Below are 19,977 nucleotides of genomic sequence, written 5' to 3'. Positions count from 1 at the left end.
TGTAGAAATTTAAAAAAGCTGTCACATTTTCATCGTTTATTTTGAGGGGGTAATCCTTTTGGGAGAGTTTAACAGAGAACTAGTGAAGGCTGCGGGCTACAGCGAAGACGTATTGCCATCAAAGAAAGAGGACAGGAATTGGACTGTCGGGAATTTTTTCACAGTTTGGATGGGATCCGTACATAATATCCCTAACTATATTGCGATTGGCGGGCTTTTTGCAATAGGAATGTCGGTTTGGCAAGTTTTTGGTGCTATTATGTGTGCATCACTTATATTAGCGGCAGCAATGGTCCTTAATGGCCATGCAGGATCAAAATATGGTTTGCCATTTGCCATGCTCGTACGTTCATCATTCGGTACGAAAGGTGCGATGATCCCAGGAGTGTTAAGGGGAGTTATTGCTGCAATTATGTGGTTTGGATTTCAGACATTCGCAGGCAGCCAGGCCTTGTCTATCCTAATCGGAAAGGCTTGGCCAACATATTTGACGTTAGGCGGAGATTGGAATTTTCTTGGATTATCATTGCCTGGACTAATTTCTTTCCTGTTATTCTGGTTATTTAATGTAGCGCTGATTTATGGGGGAATGGGGCTCTTAGGGAAGTTTACAAATATCCTTTCTCCACTCGTTTATATTGTTTTTGGTGGAATGGCAATCTGGGCTATTAATTTAGCCGGTGGTATCGGCCCTATCCTCGCTTATACGGGTACTGGGGTCAGCGGCAATAAAGTAATCGTCTTTTTGGCTGCTATTACAGCGGTCATTGCTGCCTGGGCAGCTCCGATTGTAAACGTATCTGATTTTACAAGATTGGCTCGCTCTACAAAAGCTCAAGCTATTGGACAAACTGTAGGTTTGGTTGTGACGTATTTGCTGTTTGCGATAGCTAGTATCTCCATTATTGTAGGTTCTGAGATTGCCTTTGGGACACCAATTTGGAATGTGCTTGATGTTGTTGCCAGATTTGATAGTGGTTTTGCAATTGCAATTTCCGTACTGACTTTATGTTTAACAACATTGGCGGTTAATGTGACAGGTAATATTGTTCCTGCCGGCTACCAATTGGCATCGCTTTTCCCGAAAAAATTAACATTTAAGTCTGGTGCCACAATCGCAGCTGTAATCGGGATCCTGGTCATGCCTTGGAAACTCATGGAGGATGCGACAAGCATCTTTACATTCTTAAATATCGTTGGCGGCTTATTGGCTCCAATTGCTGGTGTAATGCTTGCCCATTATTTTGTCGTTTCAAAAACAGAGATTGATTTGGAAGAATTGTATTCACAAAACGGAAAATACAATTATAAGAATGGATTCAATGTGAATGCCCTCATCACATTGGTTATTGCAGGGGTACTTTGCCTAATCGGTAATTTCGTCCCGTTCTTTAAACCGCTTTATGATATTTCGTGGATAGTAGGGGTTATTTCAGCGTTTGTAATCTATACAATTCTTGAGTTGCCGAAAATTAAAGGCAATCAGGTTGTGGAATTGCAAGAAGAAAAAAATGCAATCTAGACTCATCTGTTATATGTGAATAATTTGTAATCATAATTGGAAGGGGATTGGAACAATGGCTTACGATTTAGTAATTAAAGGCGGCAATGTTGTCTTCCGTGATGGCGTCCGTAAAGTTGATATTGGAATTAACAACGAAAAAATTTCATGCATTGCGGAGCAAATTGTAGAAGATGCAAAAGAGATTATTCATGCGGACGGCCAGTATGTCATGCCTGGGATGATTGATACACATGTTCACATCAGCGAACCAGGCAGGACAGAATGGGAAGGCTTTGAAACAGGATCGAAAGCATTGGCAGCCGGCGGTACTACAAGCTATGTGGAAATGCCATTGAACGCACTCCCGGCAACAATCAATAAAGAGGCACTGGATTTGAAGCTTGAAGCTGCCAAAACACAAAACTATGTTGATTATGCCTTTTATGGCGGCCTTGTCCCGGACAATCTGGACAAGCTTGAGGAACTTGCTGATGCAGGAGTTCTAGCCTTTAAATGCTTCATGTCTGATATTACAAGTGATATTCCTGGAGATTTCACAAATGTTGATGATTATACCTTGTATAAAGGCATGCAGAAACTGGCTGAATTGGATCAACTGCTGTGCATCCATGCGGAAAATCCTTCTATAGCAAAAAAACTTGGCGAAGAATATGCCAGACTAGGGAAAAATTCAGGAGTTGAATATGCTGAGTCCCGCCCGGTTATTACAGAGGTAGAAGCTGTTTCACGCGCGATTCTTTTCGCCAAGGAAACCGGCTGTAAATTGCATCTCGTTCATATTAGTACATCAGAGGCGATTCAGGTTATTCAAAAAGCGAAGCAAGAAGGTGTCGATGTAACAGTCGAATCCTGTCCCCATTATTTTGCATTCACGGCAGAGGAAGTGGATGAAATCGGCCCAAGGGCAAAGTGCCAGCCGCCAATCAGGCCTGCTGAAATCCAGGCAAAACTATGGGATGAGCTGCTAAATGGTAATATCGACTGGATTACTTCTGATCACTCACCTTGTACCGAAGATTTAAAGCAGGGAAATCTCTGGGAAGCTTGGGGAGGAATCAGCGGCGCCCAGAACAATGTCGACCTTATGTTTGACCTGGCTGTAAAACAACGCGGATTGGCTGTTGAAAAGTTTGTTGATTTAATTGCAACACATCCGGCTGAGCGTTTCAACCTGCCGAACAAAGGTGAAATCGCCGTTTCAAAAGATGCGGATATCATCCTGGTCGATCCGAACCAGTCTTATACAGTGAAAAGGGAAGACCTGTACTACAAAAATAAACACAGTGCATATGAAGGCAGAAAAATTGACTGCCGTGTGACAAAAACCATCGTTCGCGGAAATGTTGTGTTCGATTTGGAAAAAGGCATTGTGGGAGAACCTGTAGGAAAGCTGATTTATGCTAACTAATTAGCATAAATACAAAAATGAAATAATGACCCGCTTTGCCATAGTCAGCGATTGACAATGGCAAAGCGTTTACTAAATGCCAGGAGGTTTGAAACATGGCTACATATGAATTAATTGTTAGAAACGGGAATATCGTCACATCCGAGTCAATCGTTCAAGGTGATCTTGCCATCAAGGATGGCAAGATTAAAGAAGTATCTGTAGGTAAATCTTTAGAGGCTACAGCAGATAAAGAGATTAATGCTGAGGGTCTTCATATCCTGCCAGGCTTGATCGATACACACGTCCATTTTAATGAACCTGGCAGAACGGAATGGGAAGGGCTCGAGACAGGAAGCAGAAGCTTGGCTGCAGGCGGTGTCACAACGTTCTTTGATATGCCGCTGAATAGTACGCCCCCAACTATTAACAAGGCGAATTTGGAGCTGAAAAGCTCAGCTGCCGATGAAAAGTCAATTGTTAATCCGCGTTTCTGGGGTGGGCTTGTACCCGAAAATATTGACGATCTTAAGGAACTTCACGAAAATGGCGTCATCGGATTCAAGGCATTCATGTCACCAAGCGGGATAGCCGATTTTGATAACGTTGATGACGAAACACTCTATAAGGGCATGAAAGAGATTGCATCCTTTGGCTCTCTAGTAGCTGTACACGCTGAAAGTACTGTTATTTGTGATCAGCTGGCAAAAGAAAAGCAAAGCCAGGGCAAAACAACGGCAAGGGACTTTGTTGAATCCCGTCCAATTATTTCTGAAATAGAGGCAGTTCGTCGAGTGATCTCTTATGCAGAGGCAACTGGATGTAAGCTCCATATCGTCCATGCAAGCAGCCGAAAAGTAGTTGAAGTCATTAAGGAAGCTCAACAAAGGGGTGTAGATGTAACAGTCGAAACATGCCCGCACTATCTTTCTTTAACAGTTAAGGACTTAGAAGAAAAAGGGGCATTGGCAAAATGTGCTCCTCCGTTAAGAGATGAAGATGAAGTAGAAGATCTTTGGGCTGCTGTAGCGAACGGTGAAATTACTGTCATCGGTTCCGACCATTCACCTGCACCAGCATCCATGAAAACAATTACTGACAACTATTTTGAAGGCTGGGGCGGAATTTCCGGTGCTCAGTCCACTTTGAATATTCTTCTGACTGAAGGTTATTTTAAACGAAACCTTCCATTAGAAAAAATCGTTGAACTGACTGCAACAAACCCGGCAAAATTGTTCGGACTATCAACGAAAGGAACAATTGCAGAAGGCTACGATGCTGACTTGGCAATTGTAAATCTAAATGAAAGCTTTGAACTAAAGAATGAAGATTTATTTTACCGCCACCAGCATTCACCATATGTTGGCATGACATTTAAAGGGAATGTCAAAACAACCATTGTCAATGGTGAAATTGTCTATGAAAACGGACAAATCATTGTTGATGGTAAAGCAGAAGTTAAAGCATAAGTAAAAAAACCAAAACCCGATGTAAAAGGGTTTTGGTTTTTTTGTGTTAGGCGCTTGTGCTGCCCTTACAAATTGTTCTCGTTTTCTTGAAGGAGGTTGCCGATTATTAGAGCAACGCGTATGCGCAGTGAATCTATAGGGTCACGGAAAGAAGAGTTTAGCATTTCTTCCGTTTTTTCAATTCGGTATTTAACGGTATTTCTATGGATAAACAATTTCCTTGATGTCTCGGAAATCTCACATTGGGAATCAAGGAATACTTGTATCGTTTTAACCAATTCCTGCTCTTCTTTTGACTCGGGATAGGCAAGTGACTTTAAAGCATTTTCATAAAATGCTTTTAAATCTTTTTTTGGAAGGCCACTTAGTAATTTTTCCAAATCCTTTGGTTTATAGAAATGAATGAATCCTTGCTTGTTCATATCGTATCCGCCCGTAATCGCTTCTACCGCTTCATTATAGGCTGTTGGAATATCTTTAATTGAGCGGATTGGATTGCTGACGCCGAAGGAAATCGAATAATCAGACTGCAAGTTGTTTTGACAATTTTGGATAAATTCGGTTACATCATTCAGGTCATTTTCGGTGAACTTTGAAAATTGGAGTACCATAACGAAGTATCTTTCTTTTGTAAACAAAATTGCATCCATATTATGCTGAATGATTTCATCCTCAAGCTGGTCGTAAATACTGGTATATAACTCCCCAACTTTTTTTTCGTATAATTGCAAGGCTTCATAATTTGGTCCTTTTGAATCTACGGTACTGATAATGCAAATATTCTCCATATCTTCTTTTAACCCATAATAATTTGCAAGGCTCATGATTTCTTCATCGGAGCGAATTCTCAGTTCAATTAATTCATCAAAGAAGTTATTCTTTAATAGTCGTGAATTTTCCTCAATCGCCTGTTCTTTTATAATTGTAAATGAAACAACGTTGCCAGCTTGCTCGATGGCCATTTGTGAAGATGGATAGGGCAAGGTTGAAGAATCAACGATGACCAGCATACTGGGATATAATCGTTTCGTTTGCACTGGAAAGGTAGAGATAGATTTGCCTTCCCTTGAAGGTATGACAAATGTGCTGCCTTTCCGGGCAGACACGATATCTTCTTTCACTTTTTCAATGATTTCTTGTTCTACTGCCTTCATTGAATCCGTTCGAAAATCATGGCTGGCGGCAATTTTTTCTCCACGATGGTTCAATAAAAGGGTTGGGCGTGCTAAAAAATGTCCCAATTGTTCAATCAGGGAATTCAGGCTGTATCCTTTTATCATCATGTCGGAAAATTCTTTTTGAACATGCAGGGCATAATAAAGTTGCTCTGTTTCATTATCATTCAAGTAATTTAAAATGTGCCGGGATACTTCCCCTAATGTATGTTTTGCAGGTAAATCAATAATTGGAAAAGCCAAATCATCAGCAAGTAATTTAACCTCTGTAGGCAATTCTTTCAAAAATCGGTTAATTTTAATTACCATTCCAGAACAATTTAACGCATGCATTTGTTTAATCAACTCACACATATGCTCTATATCGTCTTTAAACGCATAGCCGGTAGTGAGAAGTAAATGATTGCTATCTAAAAATTGGATGATATCGGGTGTATCAGATATATTTACAAATTGAACATTTCGAGTAAGCCCTCTGTGGCCTGCCAGGACGACACTCTCTTTCATACCTTCTAGTATAAATAAATCATTTATTGTTTTCATCGTTTACCCCTCATTTAATCGCTATCAAATTGTTATTTTACGTTAAAAGTAGACAAAAAGCAAAAAATATTTTGGTTAGTTTGAACAGTGACAATTAGGCCTCATCTAACTTAATCTTATATAGATGAAGGTATGGACAAGGGATCATGTAAACTCAAATGTAGCGGTCAAGCGGTGATTTTTTTCAAGGTGAATTTTAATGCTGGGGTGAATTGGGTGAGTTATTCATTTGAGAGAAATCATAGTAATAGCGGATGGACGGCACGTGCTGCAAGTAATGAAATATATAAGATCGTTGAACGTAATCAAAAAGGTTATGTCCATAGTATTTTTAATAACAGTTTTAACTTAGCATTTGGTGATTCTTTAATTCATATTGGTGATGTGGAAAAGGGGATTTCCCCATTCGGAATCGGTCTGAATAAACAGGATGTGCAGCAGTTCATCAGGGAAATTAGGGGTAACCAGAATGTAGTTTGGCACAGGCATTCAGAAACCTTTGTTTTCTCGGAAGGACCTTCCCTCTCGATCGGACAGGCAGAATTAGCAAATCCTGTACTCTATGGGTTTATGTACAATCTTTGGCACCTAAAAGATAACTTGCTGTTCGTTGCCGATAGGCTGCTTCAAGAGGATTGGCAAACCGGCCTGGCTCAAACGAACAATGATAAAATTATGCTAATCAAGTTTTTGACAGACCCTATTTTTAACCAGAAGGATCATCCGATTCTCCATGAATTGGATAATCTAAAAATGCTTGCACGTGGAGATCAATCCACAGATGCCAATAACGTATTTAATTATTGGATCGGAAGAGGTCTGGGGCTCACGCCAAGCGGCGACGATGTCATCACGGGAATTTGTGCGATTTTTTCGGCTTTAGAGGGAACAAACGATGTATTTCAGCAGCAATTGAAAACGTATTTATTTGAATATGGCCGGAAGAGAACAACACATATTTCACTGGAATATCTTTTGTATGCTGCCGAGAACAAATTTCACTCACATCTTATCCAGATGTGTCAAGTGATGGATAAGCCACGCGGGACAGAGTTTATGACTGCCCTTGAAGAAATGAGAAAAATAGGCCATACATCCGGGGCGGACACGGTAATAGGTGTATTGTTAGGAATAAAGGCATTGGCTTTTTAGAAAAACTACTTTAAAACATAGAAAAGAAGGCGATTGTCATTAAGGAATTATTAAAATCAAGCAATTGGATTTCGGGCTTGCAATGGCTCTTTTTTATTTTCACAAATATTGTTGTTATCCCAATCACAATAGGAGCGGCATTTGAGCTTGAACCAAGTAAAATTGTCAACTTGCTTCAGCTTTCCTTTATTGTGACTGGGTTGGCGTGTATTGTCCAGGCGCTTTTAGGACATAAACGTGCCATTATGGAAGGGCAATCAGGACTTTGGTGGGGAATTATTTTAACGCTTTGTGCGTCTGCTGCTGCGCAAGGCATTCCCTTACCGGTTTTGGGAGGCAGCCTGACAGTCGGTATTATCATTTCCGCGATTTTGACGCTTATTATTGGCCTTGCCGGATTGGGGCCTCACCTTGCCAAATTATTTAATCCTGCAGTGATGGGTGTATTTATGTTCTTGTTCGGATGTCAATTGATTGGGATTTTCCTGAAGGGAATGCTCGGAATTCCGTTTGGCAACCAGACTCAGGGTGCAGAAATTAACTTGTCGGTATCATTATTATCAATCGTTATAGCGATTTTCGTGATTGTTATCAGTGTGAAGGCATCACCAACCATCAGACGTTATGGTTTATTGCTTGGTATTATTGTGGGCTGGATTGCCTACGCACTTCTATTTGAAACACAGAGTTCAGTTGAGAAAGTTTCGTCATTTGCAATTGAGTTGTTCCCATTCGGGGAACCTGCCTGGAACGTTGGGATTATTGTAACCACGGTTCTAGCCGGTCTTCTAAACACAGCCAATACGTTTGGGTCATTAAAAGGGACCGAGAGTATGTACAATGAACAGACGACCAAGAAACAATATCGAACTTCATTTACGATAACCGGTATTTTTACTTTGCTTGCAGGGTTCCTTGGCCTTGTTCCTTATTCACCTTATGTGTCGTCTATCGGTTTCCTTAGCCAAACTGGGATTATAAAAAGGATTCCATTCATTCTAGGTGGATTCATGTTCATGGTAATGGGGCTTATTCCGCCAATCGGGCACTTTTTCTCCCAGTTACCTTTGAGCGTTGGGAGCGCAGTGTTATTTGTCTCATATTTGCTGCTTCTGAATTCTTCCCTGAATTTCTTTAAGCAAGTTAATTTTAATACGGTCAACGCTTACCGTTCGGCTGTTCCGCTGTTTGTTGGAATTATTATCATGACGTTGCCGCCATCTTACTTTGCATCAATTCCAAGTGTTGTTCGCCCTTTGCTTAGCAGCGGCTTATTAATGGGAATCATACTGGCACTGCTAATGGAAAATCTGTTTAATTGGGATCGTTATGGTGTTGAAGAGGAGAACAACGGAGAAAAAAAGGAAAATAAGGTTTTTAAAATAAACGCAAGAGCGAGATAAAGTGAAACTTCAATCAGTGGGGGTTTTCCACTGATTGATAGTCCCGTTCTACTGCCGCTAATTCACCGAAGAGCTCGGCGATTAAGCGGCAGTACGAACCCGATTGATTCAACTAAGCCGCTGAAAATCACAGCGGCAAGTTTCATTGTATCTCACCAATCGGGCATTTAGGGGCAGTTGTCTCTGAAAGAGGCTTACTGTCCCTTAATGCGGGATAAAGTTAATAAAAAAAGGGCTTGGGAGTTTCCTCTCAAGCCCTTTCTCTATATATGGCTGTGTTACATTTTCGCTCAAAATCAAAACTATTAAAAATCGACTATAACCTTACTATAGCCTTATTTTAAACATAACTTTAAAAAAGCAACGACTTCTTCAAAGGCATTTTGGACAACTGGATTTTGCCAGTCTTCATCGAAGACATGCTTTCCTTCAGGAATCGTAATTAATTTACTTTCCACTCCAGCCTCTTTTAGTGTTTCTGCCATCATCACGGATTGCTCATAAGGAACATCCTCATCCGCCGTTCCGTGCAAAAGAAGTGTCGGAGGAAAATCGGCATTGACATGTTGAAGAGGGCAGAATTGGGAAAGTTCTTCCTTGTCCAAGATCGGATGAAGGCCCCCGCTAATCTTGTCAATCCATACTCCTTGCTGTCTGGCGTACATATAGATGGCATACCGTTTTTCGATGGGGCCGACTGTTATAACACGGTCAGAAACGAGCATATTCGCAAGTTCTTTTGGAACACTTGTCATGCTTAAATAATGAGGGCTTGGCTTTATTGCCCACTCCCCAGTAATATCGCCATATCCGTAAAATGAAACAACAGCTTTCGGTTTTTTCTTGAAAGTCCCTGACATTAGTGCGAGATATCCGCCAGCCGAGCCTCCAATTACGGCGATCTTTTCTGGGTCATAATCGAACTGTTTAGTACCCTCGGTTTCAACCCAGGAAAGGGCATCTGCAATATCCAGCTGGATATCTGAAAGTTTGGATTCAGGAGCTAAGCGATAATCAATAGAGAAAATATTAAAACCAGCTTGGTGATAAAATTCAATCTGGTCGGCTTTCAAGTCCTCACGAGAGCCCCAAAATAAACCGCCGCCATGTATATAAACAATTACAGGGCTGGATTTTTCGGGAGCAGGGTAAAAGTCGCCTTTAATCTCAAAATCATTTCCTTGTTTATACACGATTGTGGTTTTCATCATGATGTCACACACACTTTCTTTCATTTAAATTGAATGTTTATCCCGCATTAACGGGCTGTAAGACCCCCACCTAAATGCAGGGAATCAAAGAAGCGTAGGTGGGGGATAACAGCCCGTAAAAGCCCGATTGGTTCAACTAACATTCAGTGGGGGGTGAAGAAAACCCCCACTGATTGAAGTTTCACTTTATCCCGCTCTTAACCGACAGTAGAACGGGGCTAACCAATAGTGGAAAAACCTTCACTGATGGAAGGCTAACATTATTATTGTATAATAAAATTAAACTTAATTCGACATGTGAAGTTTTACACTATATATCTGAACTAAGAAATTCATTTTTTGCGTCTCACTGATTGAAGGTTCACTTTATATAGGAGAAAGGACTGCGGCTAATGGAACTAAAGGTAAGAGACATTTTGGAAATGGAATCCCTTAAAGGTGCTGTAGTCTTAGGGGGAAAAAATTATATAGATAATACGATCGAAGGTGTGACCATTATGGAAGCACCTGATATTGCAAAATGGATAAAGGGCGGGGAGGTAATTCTGACAAGCCTTTATTCAATTCGCTCTTTTACTGATAAGGAGCAAAAGGAGTTTATCGCCAAGCTGTCAGAAAAAGGAGTCAGTGCTCTCATTATCAAAAAGGTCGGTACTGAAATATCGAGTCAATTGATTGATGCGTGCGAAAAATGCGGGCTGCCTATCATACAGCTGCCGAGAGAAGTTCTTTTTGTTGATGTCATGTATCCAATAATGGGAGAACTTTTTAATAATCAGGTCAAAAAACTGCAATATTACAAAGAAATTCATGATCGCTTTACAGCCCTGTCACTCGCTGATAAAGGACCGGATGAAATTATCGGCACGCTCGAAACATTAATTGGTAATCCTGTTGCTCTTTTTGACCGGAATTTTCGTTGTATCGCGTCAACTGTTCCTTCTCTCCGTACATTTCAAATCATTGAAAAGGTACATGTTTACGAGCAGACAGCAGGAATTAAATTTCCGCATTACCGGCAAATTGTAAAGTATCCGGAATTAGAGAACATGATAGGCCACCAAATTGTCGTTCCGATTGAGACATTAAACCACAACAAAAAGTATTTGTTAATTGGTGAAATGAATAAATCTCTCGGCGAGCTTGACTTAATAGCTGTCGAAAACGCTGCAACCTCTTTGTCTCTCGAATTTGTTAAACAGTTTGCTGTCGCCGAGGTTGAGAAGAAATATAAAATCGACCTAATTGAAGAGCTGATAAGCGGGAATATCCACTCAATGGAAGCTATTTATGAAAAAGCAAATTTGATTGGCTGGGATTTGGATGGTTCTTTTGTTGCTGTGTTATTTAAAATAAATCATTTAACCGACAGCATAAATCAAAAAAATAAACGAGGGTTTTCGGATCGAAATCATTTAGTGGTTAATGAAGCAATTGAGCATTATTTGCCTGATGGAATTGTCGCTAATAAAAGCAACTTATTCATTGTTCTATGGAAAGTAGAGGATACGGCTGCTAACAATCCATCATGGATCAAGAAAGTTAAGAAAACTTCTCGTGACATACAAGAATTTATAAACAGACAAGTAAAAGACATTATCGTTCAAGTTGGAATAGGAAATGCGGTACACAATGTTACTGAAATGTCTAGAAGCTACAAGGAGGCGAATGATGCACTCGATTTAGGTGAAACGATTAATGGATTAGAATCCATAACCGCCTTTTCAGAATTAGGGATTTTTAGACTGTTGCGCCATATTGAAGACCCAACTGTTTTAATCCAGTTTGTTCCTCCGTCACTTAGGGCATTACTTTCGTACCAGCAAGCAAATCAAGCCGATTTGCTAAAAACATTGCAAACCTTTTTGGAATGCAACCAAAACGCTGCACAGACAGCCAAGATTCTCTATATTCACTATAAAACGGTCGTTTACCGTTTGGAGCGAATTAAGGAAATTACAGGCATGGACTTTGAAGATTCTGAAGAAATGTTGTCGGTAAGGATTGGGCTAAAGATTTATGAATTTCTTCAACGAGAACAAAAAGAATAGCAAAAAAGGGAGTAACCACCATAAAACTGGGAGGTACTCCCTTTTTTAGTGGGTTTGTAGAGTGCTCCCTTTCAAATTCTTAGTTTTTTATCCATAAGGGATAAAAATGATTGTTATCTTTATCCATCATTCATAAAGACTATTCGATGCAATACGCTTACAATTGTAGTGAGGCAAGAAACTGGGGATAGAAATGAAACCTTGTCCCCTAGGTTAGGATAGCGTGAACTTGGAACAATAAGAGGGATATTTTTAAAACAATTCCTGTATTGAGCTACTTTACATAATGAGGAAAGGTAGATGGAAGTTGGGAAACATACTAAAAGCAAATGGTAAAGAGCTTGACAAACTTGCTGAAGAAACCGCAAAAAAGCTTGAGTGGTTAGGCGGATTCGGGATGGATCCTGAAGGTGGAGTATCACGTCTGCTTTATTCAAAAGATTGGGTCGAGGGTCAGAATGCTTTAAAGGAATGGATGGAAAACGAAGGTCTTGAAGTTCATTTTGATGAGGTTGGAAATCTATTTGGCACATTAAGAGGAAAAAATACAAATGAAACAATTCTTACTGGTTCACATGTTGATACTGTGAAAAACGGCGGCCGATATGATGGAGCATATGGAATTGTCGCCGGTATATTGGCGCTGAAATACTTGAAAGAAAATTACGGCCAACCACTGCGAAACATTGAAGTCGTTTCAATGGCAGAAGAAGAAGGAAGCCGTTTTCCTTACACGTTTTGGGGATCCAAAAACATTGTTGGTTTAGCAAAACGTGAAGATGTTGAAACCATTGCTGATTTTGATGGTGTTCCATTCATAGAAGCGATGTCTAAGGCGGGATTTGGTTTCAAGGACGAAACAAAAGGGCCGCGCAATGACTTGAAGTCTTTTGTGGAAGTTCATGTAGAGCAAGGAAGCGTCTTAGAAACCGAAGGAAAATCAGTTGGAGTTGTTCATAGTATTGTAGGCCAAAGACGGTATACGGTTGAAATAACAGGAGAAGCAAATCATGCTGGCACAACGCCAATGGGCTATAGAAAAGACGCGGTTTTTGCAGCGAGCCAAATGATATATGAAATTATCGCAATGGCAAAGGAAGCAGGAGATCCGCTTGTCACAACAGTAGGTAAAATTGAAGCTCAGCCAAACATCGTAAATGTCGTGCCAGGAAAAGCTATTTTCACTATTGATGTCCGTCATACTGACAAAGAAGCTATTGTTTCATTTACTGAAAAAATGACCACAAGAATCAATGACATTTCAAAAGAGCACGATGTTGAAACCACAATCGATATGTGGATGGATGCTAATCCTGTCCCAATGGATCAAAAGGTTGTTGAACTTATAGAAAAACAATGTAAAGAAAACGGCCTGAATTATAAGTTAATGCACAGTGGTGCCGGCCATGACTCGCAAATTTTTGCACCGGTTATACCAACAGCAATGCTATTTGTACCTAGTCTAAAGGGAATCAGCCACAACCCAATGGAATTTACAAAGCCTGCCGATTTGGCGGAAGGGGTTAAGGCACTCATTGGTGCCCTTTATGAATTGGGATATAAGGAATAAGGATGTTCATTTCAGCTTTTTATTATTAGGTTTATTAAACCTTTTAAAAAGGCTGTGTTAAAGGATAATGTTGTTTTTAACAGAGTTGATTGTAGCGGAAGGCGCGAAGACTCCTACGGGAAAAAAGGTCAGTGGGAGACCCCGCAGGCGCCTGCGCCGAGGAGGCTCCCAGGCCGCCCGTGGAAAGCGAAGCGCCTGGAGCGGAAATCAACACCGTTGTTTAACTACCGCCTTTAAAAAATTCTACTATATAGGAGAGATGTAAAGATGGGTTATCCAAAAGATTTACTATCAAGCAGGTCAATTATTAAACATGGCAAATATGCTCTAATCGCACCAGAGGGCTTAGTCAATAACGTTGTCCCTGGTTTTGAAAATTGCACAATGTCCATTTTAGGTTCACCGAAACTAGGTGCAAGCTTTGTAGATTATATCATCACGATGCACGAAGGCGGCAAGAATAGTGAAGGCTTTTGTGGACAGGAAGATGTTGAGTCATTTGTCTACGTTCTAGGTGGTAAAGTGAAGGCAACTGCCGATGGCAAAGAGTATATTTTACAAGAAAGCGGCTATTTATATTGCCCTCCAGGCGTCAAAATGTATTTGGAAAATGTTGAATCCGGCGATTCTCGTCTATTCCTTTACAAACAAAAATACAAGCCACTAGAAGGCCGTAAGCCATGGGTTGTTTCCGGTCATGCCAATGATATCGAATATAGGGACTACGATGAGATGCATAACGTTCATATTAAAGATCTATTGCCGATGGATCTCGATTTCGATATGAATTTCCATATCCTTTCATTCGACCCTGCAGCAAGCCATCCATTTATTGAAACACATGTTCAGGAGCATGGCGCGTACCTGCTGTCTGGAGAAGGTATGTATAACCTTGATAACGAATGGATTCCAGTTAAAAAAGGCGATTACATCTTTATGGGTCCTTATGTTCATCAGGCTGCATATGCAGTTGGAAGAGAACCACTAACATATGTTTACTCAAAAGATTGTAATCGGGATGCATCATTATAATATTCCCAACGAAGAGGTGTCACCATGAGATTAAAAAGAGAGGACTTGAAAAGTCTAATCAAAAATAAGCTTCACAAAGCAGGACTTAACGAGGAACACGCTGAAATAGCCGCGGACGTCCTAGTGTTTGCAGACGAAAGAGGAATTCATTCCCACGGTGCCATCCGTGTGGAGTACTATGCTGAAAGAATTGCAAAGGGCGGGATTAATACTAATCCTGACTTTAAATTTGAGAAAACAGGCCCAAGTACGGGCATCTTCCATGGCGATGGCGGGAATGGCCACGCTGCCGCAAAGCTTGCTATGGACGAAGCAATTAAAATGGCAAAAGAAAGTGGGGTCGCAATCGTTGGTGTAAGAGATATTTCCCATAGCGGAGCGATATCCTATTTTACTCACCAAGCAGCTGACCAAGATTTAATTGGCATTTCCGTTTGCCAATCCGATCCGATGGTTGTTCCATTCGGCGGTGCTGAGCCTTATTATGGTACAAACCCTATTGCTTTTGCAGCTCCAAGCAGCGATGGGAGAAAGATTACTTTGGATATGGCAACAACTGTCCAGGCCTGGGGGAAAATCCTTCATTCCCGATCAAAGAATGAATCGATTCCGGATACTTGGGCTGTTGACAAAAACGGCGAACCGACTACTGATCCATTCAGTGTGAACGCATTATTGCCAATTGCAGGCCCTAAGGGCTATGGCCTGGCTATGATGGTCGATGTACTATCTGGAATACTATTAGGACTCCCGTTTGGCAATAAAGTTTCATCTATGTACGAAGATTTAACTGAATACCGGAAGTTAGGCCAACTCCATATTGTCATTAATCCGGAATTCTTTACAGGTATAACTGGCTTTAAGAAAGATATAACGCAAACCATGGACGACTTGAATCAAATTAAACCTGCCCCGGGCTTTTCAAAGGTTCTATTCCCTGGACAGAATACCGATATTGTCATTGCAGATTATAAAGAAAACGGGATTGAAATCGTAGATGATATCCATGAATATTTAATCTCTGATGTTATTCATAACAACCAATATGATCATAAAGACCCGTTTGCTAAATAAGTGCCAGGTTTGATATGAAAGATAAACTGGAATACGTCGACGTTAGGGGTGAGAAGGAATGAGATTGACTAAAGAGCAATTGCGGAATTTAATCTCAACAAAGCTCCAGAAGGCTGGATTAACAGAAGACCATGCTGATGTTGTTGCAGATGTGCTTGCTCATGCTGATGCTAGAGGAGTCCACTCCCACGGTGCAATGCGAGTGGAATATTATGCCGAAAGAATTGCTAAAGGCGGAATCAATAACAACCCGAATTTTACGTTTGAAAAAACGGGTCCATGTACAGCTGTTTTTGACGGAGATAATGGAGCAGGGCATGTTGCCGCAAAGGTCGCTATGGATGAAGCTATAAAAATGGCTAAGGATAATGGTGTTGCTGTAGTAGGTGTCAGAAGAATCGGCCATAGCGGTGCACTTTCTTATTTTGTCCAACAGGCTGTTAATGAGAACTTGATTGGAATTTCGGTATGCCAATCCGATCCGATGGTAGTTCCTTATGGCGGATCTGAGCCTTATTACGGAACAAATCCTATTGCATTCGCCGCACCTGGGAAGGACGGTAAGCATATTACTTTTGATATGGCGACAACCGTACAAGCCTGGGGGAAAATTCTTCATGCCAGATCAAAAAATGAATCCATTCCTGATACATGGGCTGTTGACAGCAATGGAGAGCCAACAACCGATCCGTTTAAAGTAAATGCGTTATTGCCTATTGCCGGTCCAAAGGGTTACGGGCTAATGATGATGGTTGATGTTTTATCCGGAATATTGCTTGGTCTTCCGTTTGGAAACAAGGTTTCCTCAATGTATCATGATTTGACTGAGTATCGAAATCTTGGACAGCTTCATATTGTTATTAATCCCGAATTTTTCACAGACCTAAATGCCTTCCAAGAAGGCATTGCTACGACGATGAAGGACCTTAATAACATTAAGCCCGCTCCTGGCTTTGATCACGTTTCTTATCCTGGCCAAAGAAGTGCTGAAAGGGAGAAGAAATATGAAGAGGACGGCATTGAAATTGTGGACCATATTTACGAGTATCTAAATTCGGATGTTGTGCACAACAATGCCTATGACAATAAGAGTCCTTTTGCAAAGTAAAGGCAGAAAACGAAGGGTGGTCTCCGGGAGATGCCACCCTTCTTACATGGTAATGACTATGTCAAAAAGGCAGCTTTTTTTACAACCAGAAAAAATACAATAAGAGGTGCATGAACCAATGCTATATACCATTATAAAAGAGAATTCTTATCAGGATTCTGTTAACTTAATGCTTCTCACAAACAAGATTTCGACTATGGACGGAATCAACAAAGTCCAGGTCATGATGGGGACTCCTGCCAATAAGGATATTTTCAAAAGCTCAGGCCTTTACACTGAGGAGCTCGAAAATGCGGCTGCCAATGATATGTGTATTGTTGTTGATACAGACATGGAAGAAAAGATTCAGGAAGTACTGGATGAAGTCGACAATTATCTAAACAACCAAGCTATCAGCAGCAGCAAAGAACAATTTGAATCCGTACGTACATGGGATAAAGCGGTTAAGGCTTTGCCAAGTGCAAATGTCGCTTTAATTTCAACACCGGGGCAATACGCAGCAGAAGAAGCTGACAAAGCACTGGACAATGATCTGCATGTCATGATCTTCAGTGACAACGTATCGATTGAAGATGAGCGCCGCCTCAAAGAGAAAGCTCATGATAAAGGCCTTCTTGTTATGGGACCTGACTGTGGAACGGAAATTTTGTCCGGTGTCCCGCTTGCGTTCGCAAATGTTGTTAAACCAGGCAATATCGGAATTGTTGGTGCTTCCGGAACAGGTATCCAGGAAGTAACTGTCCAAATCGACCGTCTTGGCGGCGGTGTTACCCATGCCATCGGAACCGGCGGACGTGACCTATCTGATAAGATTGGCGCTATCACAATGATGGATGCAATTAAAGGACTTGAAGCACATAAGCAGACCGAAGTGATTGGGATTGTTTCCAAGCCACCTGCAAAAGAAGTGCGTGACCAGGTCGTTGAATTGCTGCAAAGCCTTTCTAAACCGGTTGTCGCTATTTTCCTTGGTGAAGAGCCGCACAATCACGAAGGTAACATCTATTATGCAAATACCCTTGAAGAAACAGCAGCAATTGCAGTAGATCTTGCAAAAGGAAATCCAGTAAAAGCAAATTACAATCATCTTTCTGGTGAAGTACCGGCTGTCGACTTGAAGCCCGAACAAAAAACAATTAAAGGCCTTTATTCCGGCGGTACACTGGGATACGAAGCAGCTACACTTATCAGCAGGGGCCTTGGCCTTGGCAGCAGTGACTCTCATGAGGAAGGTTACTTGTTAAAAGCAAACGGTTATGAAGTCGCTGACCTGGGTGACGATATTTATACTCAAGGAAAGCCTCATCCAATGATCGACCCTGCTACTCGGATCAAATTCTTCCAAAAGGCTGCAGAGGACGAGTCTACAGCAATTATTCTTTTTGATGTTGTGCTTGGCTATGGTTCGCATGAGGACATGGCTGGTGCGTTGATTCCTGCTATTCAAAAGATCCAAAGCAATGCTCGTGATAACGGCAAAAACATTTACTTTGTTGCGACTGTTTGTGGTACAGAGCAAGACCCACAAGACATTCAGGAGCAAAAGTCAAAACTTGCACAAGCTGGTGTAATTGTACGAGACAGCAATAATCAAGCGATCCGTACGGCTCTTGCTATGCTTGATATCCGGATTGAAGAGAAGGATAAGGAAATGGTTTCTGACCATGCAGCTGCAAAAGCAGAAATTAGCGTTTCTTCTGCCATCGAGAAACTATTGAACGAGAAACCGAATGTTATCAACGTTGGCCTGAAGAGTTTTGCTTCTGCCATTACAGACAACGGCGGCCGAGCTGTACAATTCGACTGGCGCCCAGTTGCAGGCGGAAACGAAAGAATGCGCAGAGTCTTAGCCGTTCTTCGTTAATCTGAATCGCCATCTACACAACATGAAAATCAGGAGGAAGCATAAATGTACGGACAATTTAAAACAATTGATGAAGCAAACCGCGCAGTAATCGATAAAGTTGTATCAGGCGCACCATTTTTAGTGGATGTCGTTCCTGCAAAATCAGTTATTGAAGAGTTAAATGGAAAGGTCTTGCTCCATGCAGGACCGCCTATTAAGTGGGAAAATATGACCAGCCCGATGCAAGGCTCTTGTGTAGGGGCGGCTCTCTTTGAAGGCTGGGCAGCAAACGCTGATGAAGCGTTTAAACTGTTTGAAAATGGTGAAGTTGAGTTCATCCCATGCCACCATGTAAATGCCGTTGGACCAATGGGTGGCATTACATCAGGGAATATGCCGGTTGTTGTTGTCGAAAATCAAGATGGCGGAAACCGGGCATACTGCACATTGAATGAAGGAATTGGTAAAGTACTTCGTTTCGGTGCTTATTCCGAGGAAGTAACAAACCGCCTTGCATGGTTCAGAGATGTTCTTGGACCTGTCCTTTCAAAAGCACTGGCAGTAAAAGGTGACGGATTAAACGTTAACGTTATGATTGCAAAAGCAATCACAATGGGTGATGAGTTCCACCAACGTAACATTGCTGGATCGCTAATTTTCTTAAAAGAAATCACTCCATATATTTTGAAAACTGATGCATCTGATAAGGATAAGCAGGATGTTATCCAATTCCTGGCTGATACAGACCAGTTCTTCTTGAACATTGCAATGGCAACATCCAAGGCAGTAATGGATACAGCTAGACAAATCCAGCATGGTACAGTGGTTACAGCAATGTGCCGCAATGGATATGAATTCGGAATCCGTATTGCAGGTATGGGTGACCAATGGTTTACTGCACCTGTTAATACACCACAAGGCTTATTCTTTACTGGCTACGACCAAGATATGGCTTGCCCTGATATGGGTGACAGTGCCATCACGGAAACATTCGGTGTAGGTGGTATGGCAATGATCGCAGCTCCTGGTGTTACACGTTTTGTAGGTGCGGGTGGTTTCGATGATGCCCTCAATACAAGCAATGAGATGATGGAAATTTGTATCGACCATAACCCTAATTACTCAATTCCAACCTGGGATTTCAAAGGTTCTTGCCTTGGAATCGATGCAAGGAAAGTAGTTGAAACGGGAATTGAGCCAGTTATAAACACTGGTATTGCACACAAAGAAGCTGGAGTTGGCCAAATCGGTGCAGGTACTGTTCGTGCGCCATTGGCTTGCTTTGAAAAAGCAATTGATGCTTATGCGGTAAAGCTTGGCCTAATTGAAGCTGAATAATGAAATTCTTGATGGAGAGGAAAAGGTAAAAACAATTCCTCTCCTCATTTTGTGAAGAAGAGAAAAATTGGATTAATTTGCTTGCTTCAAGAA

At 41.3% G+C, this 19,977-nt stretch carries 14 protein-coding genes; 12 read left to right on the top strand and 2 right to left on the bottom strand.

Annotated elements, in window-relative coordinates; translation table 11 throughout:
* Nucleotides 1-58: 58 nt before the first annotated feature.
* The 3 genes from allW (at nt 59) to A8F94_RS14635 (ending at nt 4,381) form a co-directional block, all read left to right on the top strand.
* Nucleotides 59-1,522 carry an allantoin permease gene (gene allW / locus A8F94_RS14645; RefSeq protein ID WP_066201932.1) on the top strand — a complete coding sequence of 488 codons (1,464 nt, stop codon included), beginning with the start codon at nt 59-61 and terminating at the stop codon, nt 1,520-1,522.
* A gap of 55 nt (nt 1,523-1,577) precedes the next feature.
* Complete coding sequence (gene allB / locus A8F94_RS14640) at nt 1,578-2,933, top strand: allantoinase AllB (RefSeq protein ID WP_066201929.1); 1,356 nt, start codon at nt 1,578-1,580, stop codon at nt 2,931-2,933.
* Nucleotides 2,934-3,028: 95 nt separating this feature from the next.
* Complete coding sequence (locus tag A8F94_RS14635; RefSeq protein WP_066201926.1) at nt 3,029-4,381, top strand: allantoinase; 1,353 nt, start codon at nt 3,029-3,031, stop codon at nt 4,379-4,381.
* A 65-nt stretch (nt 4,382-4,446) separates the two neighbouring features.
* Here the strand turns inward: A8F94_RS14635 and A8F94_RS14630 are convergent, their stop codons facing one another.
* Nucleotides 4,447-6,099, bottom strand: a complete 1,653-nt coding sequence (locus tag A8F94_RS14630; RefSeq protein ID WP_066201924.1) for a PucR family transcriptional regulator — start codon at nt 6,097-6,099, stop codon at nt 4,447-4,449.
* Between the two features lie 216 nt (nt 6,100-6,315).
* On the opposite strand from A8F94_RS14630, the gene A8F94_RS25430 reads away from it, so the two are divergent.
* Both A8F94_RS25430 and A8F94_RS14620 read left to right on the top strand, forming a co-directional pair.
* Nucleotides 6,316-7,251, top strand: coding sequence for a DUF2877 domain-containing protein (locus A8F94_RS25430; protein WP_066201921.1), 936 nt, complete (start codon nt 6,316-6,318; stop codon nt 7,249-7,251).
* A 17-nt stretch (nt 7,252-7,268) separates the two neighbouring features.
* The gene (locus A8F94_RS14620) at nt 7,269-8,654 is read left to right on the top strand and encodes a uracil/xanthine transporter (RefSeq protein ID WP_368072792.1); all 1,386 of its coding nucleotides are present in this window, start codon (nt 7,269-7,271) and stop codon (nt 8,652-8,654) included.
* 335 nt (nt 8,655-8,989) lie between these two features.
* On the opposite strand, the gene A8F94_RS14615 is transcribed toward A8F94_RS14620, so the two are convergent.
* Nucleotides 8,990-9,865, bottom strand: a complete 876-nt coding sequence (locus A8F94_RS14615; protein ID WP_254660861.1) for an alpha/beta hydrolase — start codon at nt 9,863-9,865, stop codon at nt 8,990-8,992.
* Nucleotides 9,866-10,257: 392 nt separating this feature from the next.
* Here A8F94_RS14615 and A8F94_RS14610 point away from each other — a divergent pair, with 392 nt between their 5' ends.
* The 7 genes from A8F94_RS14610 (at nt 10,258) to A8F94_RS26050 (ending at nt 19,884) form a co-directional block, all read left to right on the top strand.
* The gene (locus A8F94_RS14610) at nt 10,258-11,916 is read left to right on the top strand and encodes a PucR family transcriptional regulator (RefSeq protein ID WP_066201918.1); all 1,659 of its coding nucleotides are present in this window, start codon (nt 10,258-10,260) and stop codon (nt 11,914-11,916) included.
* A 307-nt stretch (nt 11,917-12,223) separates the two neighbouring features.
* A complete protein-coding gene (gene allC, locus A8F94_RS14605) occupies nt 12,224-13,486 on the top strand; it encodes an allantoate deiminase (protein ID WP_066201915.1) in 1,263 nt (420 codons plus the stop codon).
* 267 nt (nt 13,487-13,753) lie between these two features.
* Nucleotides 13,754-14,518, top strand: coding sequence for a (S)-ureidoglycine aminohydrolase (allE, locus tag A8F94_RS14600; RefSeq protein ID WP_066201913.1), 765 nt, complete (start codon nt 13,754-13,756; stop codon nt 14,516-14,518).
* A 24-nt stretch (nt 14,519-14,542) separates the two neighbouring features.
* Nucleotides 14,543-15,592, top strand: a complete 1,050-nt coding sequence (gene allD / locus A8F94_RS14595; protein WP_066201911.1) for an ureidoglycolate dehydrogenase — start codon at nt 14,543-14,545, stop codon at nt 15,590-15,592.
* Nucleotides 15,593-15,650: 58 nt separating this feature from the next.
* Complete coding sequence (allD, locus tag A8F94_RS14590) at nt 15,651-16,700, top strand: ureidoglycolate dehydrogenase (protein ID WP_066201909.1); 1,050 nt, start codon at nt 15,651-15,653, stop codon at nt 16,698-16,700.
* Nucleotides 16,701-16,818: 118 nt separating this feature from the next.
* The gene (gene fdrA, locus A8F94_RS26055; protein ID WP_066201905.1) at nt 16,819-18,564 is read left to right on the top strand and encodes an acyl-CoA synthetase FdrA; all 1,746 of its coding nucleotides are present in this window, start codon (nt 16,819-16,821) and stop codon (nt 18,562-18,564) included.
* A 45-nt stretch (nt 18,565-18,609) separates the two neighbouring features.
* Nucleotides 18,610-19,884 carry a DUF1116 domain-containing protein gene (locus A8F94_RS26050; RefSeq protein ID WP_066201902.1) on the top strand — a complete coding sequence of 425 codons (1,275 nt, stop codon included), beginning with the start codon at nt 18,610-18,612 and terminating at the stop codon, nt 19,882-19,884.
* The last annotated feature ends 93 nt before the right edge of the window (nt 19,885-19,977 follow it).

This window comes from Bacillus sp. FJAT-27225 (genome assembly GCF_001685025.1).
GTDB lineage: Bacteria > Bacillota > Bacilli > Bacillales > Cytobacillaceae > Bacillus_D.
The sequence above is the reverse complement of the archived record's forward strand: the minus strand, read 5'-3'. Positions and strand labels throughout refer to the sequence as shown.